Below are 2,960 nucleotides of genomic sequence, written 5' to 3'. Positions count from 1 at the left end.
CTTTATGAAAAGAATGGTGGTCGATACTGGGCTCGAACCAGTGACCCCCTCCTTGTAAGGGAGGTGCTCTCCCAGCTGAGCTAATCGACCTCGCTGTGTGGGGCCGTATTATAGGGAGGAACGATCCACTGTCAACGCTTTTTTTAGATAAAAGAACGGCTACGGTTTAATTTTGCGCGTGTTGCTGCATAGTTAATCAGAAGTGTACCGTCTAAAGCAATAACTGGCTAAAAGTTAGCTTAACAAATCGTTGTCGGGCGACTTCGTTTTATTCTAATGCTGAGTATACGGAGTAATTCTTATCTTAAAAAGTATGCATTTATTCATTGTCGAATTTAAAAAGGTATCTTTGGATAGATAATTGTTGATTGTTTTTGTGTCGTCGAGGGAGTTCACACTGCGAAGATAAAGGCTTACTTATTGGTAAGGCGGCTCTGTATACAATAATCTGGTTTGGAATTCTTACATTATAGAAGCAACACTCAACGGTTCCTCTTTCGTTGTTTGGCTTACTTCATATACATAACGCTTGTAGTAAAGTTAATTAGCGACAAACAATCATGACTAGTTCAATAGGCTAATATCGATACTGCTGTATTTTATTTTTACTCAATTCGAAATGGTTACTCATTTTTTCATCCTTTATCCTTGTGACTAGTGTTTCTTCGCAAAGGAAGAGACAAAAGAGTGAAAAACGGTTGTAGAATAGTGAAGCGTTAAGCTTCTGCTGAGCAACGAGCAACGAGCAACGAGCAACGAGCAACGAAAAGTGCAGTTAAAGAGTTATCACTCATCGTTAAAATGCTGGCGGTATTATTTGAGAGGGGATGTAGAGTAACTATATAGAAGTGTATCTGTTTTAGAACAATGATGAGGAACGATATGCTGTTATAAAGTATTACTACATAGCAAACAGACTCACTCCGAACCAAAGTTCATGTTCGCCAAACGTCCAGCTTGTCATTGGTTGCCTTTATATAAGCAGATTAGTGTGGCTTGAGAATTATCTTCTGTTGATACTTTTATTGTGAAAGGGCGTATCAAGAGATAGTACAAGCGATGGTTTGAGAGTAGTGCTGAGGTAGTAATTGAGTGTTTGATGCACTGGTTTATGCCACAAAATTTGCCATAAAACAGTAGATCTATTTTCCCTAGCTCTTTTGGCTGCTAGAATATGCGCCACATTCATTAGTACAGTCTATTATTTAGGCTTTCTACATAGGTCAATGTCCATTATGACAGTTAAGACGCGTTTTGCTCCAAGCCCTACCGGCTTTTTGCACGTTGGTGGTGCTCGTACAGCACTTTATTCATGGTTATATGCACGCGCAAACCAAGGTGAGTTTGTGCTACGTATCGAAGATACCGATCTTGAGCGTTCAACTCCAGAAGCGTGCGCAGCAATTTTAGAAGGTATGGAATGGCTTAACCTGAATTGGGATGAAGGTCCTTACTATCAAACCAAGCGTTTTGATCGTTACAACGAAATCATTGCACAGATGTTAGAGCAGGGCACTGCGTATAAGTGTTACTGTAGCCGTGAGCGCATTGAAACTATGCGTGAAGAGCAAGCTGCCAATGGCGAACAACAAAAGTATGATGGTTGTTGTCGTGATAAAGCACCACGTGATACTGATGAGCCATTTGTTGTGCGTTTCAAAAACCCAACAGAAGGTAGCGTTGTATTTGACGATCACGTACGTGGCCGCATTGAATTTGCAAACAATACATTAGATGATTTGATCATCGCTCGTACTGAAGGCACGCCTACTTATAACTTCTGTGTAGTTGTTGACGATTGGGATATGGGGATCACCTGTGTTGTTCGTGGTGAAGACCATATCAACAATACACCACGCCAGATCAATATTCTTAAAGCACTAGGAGCACCAGTACCTGAGTATGCTCATGTGTCGATGATCTTAGGTGATGATGGCGCTAAGCTTTCTAAGCGTCATGGTGCTGTTGGTGTTATGCAGTACCGCGATGACGGTTACTTACCTGAAGCACTGCTTAACTACTTAGTGCGTTTAGGTTGGTCTCATGGTGATCAAGAAGTGTTCTCTATTGATGAGATGAAGCAATTCTTTAGCCTTGATGATATCAATAAAGCCGCTTCTGCTTTTAATACAGATAAACTAATTTGGTTAAACCAGCATTATATTAAAGAATCTGATCCAGAATATGTGGCTTCACATCTTGAATGGCACATGGCTGATCAAAACATTGATACAAGCAATGGTCCAAAACTATCTGAAGTTGTTTCTGCATTATCAGAACGTGCCAAGACACTAAAAGAACTTGCAGCTTCTAGCCGTTACTTCTTTGAAGATTTTGCAGAGTTTGACGAAACAGCAGCTAAGAAACACTTAAGAGGTGTTGCACTAGAGCCACTACAGTTATTCCAAACTAAATTAGCTGGACTAAATGAGTGGACTTTAGAAGCTATTCATCAAGCAATTGAAGATACTGCTGCTGAATTAGAAGTTGGTATGGGGAAAGTGGGGATGCCATTACGTGTAGCCGTAACAGGCGCAGGTATGTCTCCTGCTGTTGATTTAACCATATTCTTGGTTGGAAAGGCCCGTACAGAGCAAAGAATCTCCAAAGCGATTGAATTTGTAGCAAATAGAATAAATTCGTAAAAAACGGGTTGACTCTTTTGGGTGCGCTGCATAGAATGCGCCACGCAGTTGAGACACAGCCAACTAATAGTTCGCGGTGCACTCAAAAGTGATTTAGTTAGTGAGGGGCCTTAGCTCAGCTGGGAGAGCGCAACACTGGCAGTGTTGAGGTCAGCGGTTCGATCCCGCTAGGCTCCACCATACAACTAATTTAAAGCGTTAAATCATAGCCTACAGGGTTTAACGAGTATTCACTCTTTGCAGAGTCTAATGCAGTCCGGGTCCCCATCGTCTAGAGGCCTAGGACACCGCCCTTTCACGGCGGTAACAGGGGTT

Annotated in this window: 1 protein-coding gene and 2 tRNA genes; 2 read left to right on the top strand and 1 reads right to left on the bottom strand. The window is 41.7% G+C overall.

Features of this window, described 5'->3' with window-relative positions:
• Window positions 1-14: 14 nt before the first annotated feature.
• A tRNA-Val gene (locus L2748_RS23360) sits at window positions 15-90 on the bottom strand.
• A 1,145-nt stretch (window positions 91-1,235) separates the two neighbouring features.
• Between L2748_RS23360 and gltX the strand changes: the two genes are divergently transcribed.
• Together gltX and L2748_RS23350 are read left to right on the top strand one after the other, a co-directional pair.
• Complete coding sequence (gene gltX, locus L2748_RS23355; protein WP_220783507.1) at window positions 1,236-2,645, top strand: glutamate--tRNA ligase; 1,410 nt, start codon at window positions 1,236-1,238, stop codon at window positions 2,643-2,645.
• Window positions 2,646-2,749: 104 nt separating this feature from the next.
• Window positions 2,750-2,825, top strand: a tRNA-Ala gene (locus L2748_RS23350).
• Window positions 2,826-2,960: the final 135 nt, after the last annotated feature.

Origin of the sequence: Shewanella sairae, assembly GCF_023283535.1 — a bacterium.
GTDB classification, from domain to species: domain Bacteria; phylum Pseudomonadota; class Gammaproteobacteria; order Enterobacterales; family Shewanellaceae; genus Shewanella; species Shewanella sairae.
The sequence above is the reverse complement of the archived record's forward strand: the minus strand, read 5'-3'. Positions and strand labels throughout refer to the sequence as shown.

Coding starts and splice junctions, on each gene's coding strand:
- gltX (WP_220783507.1), top strand. CDS start 1,236: ATGACAGTTAAGACGCGTTTTGCTCCAAGCCCTACCGGCTTTTTGCAC.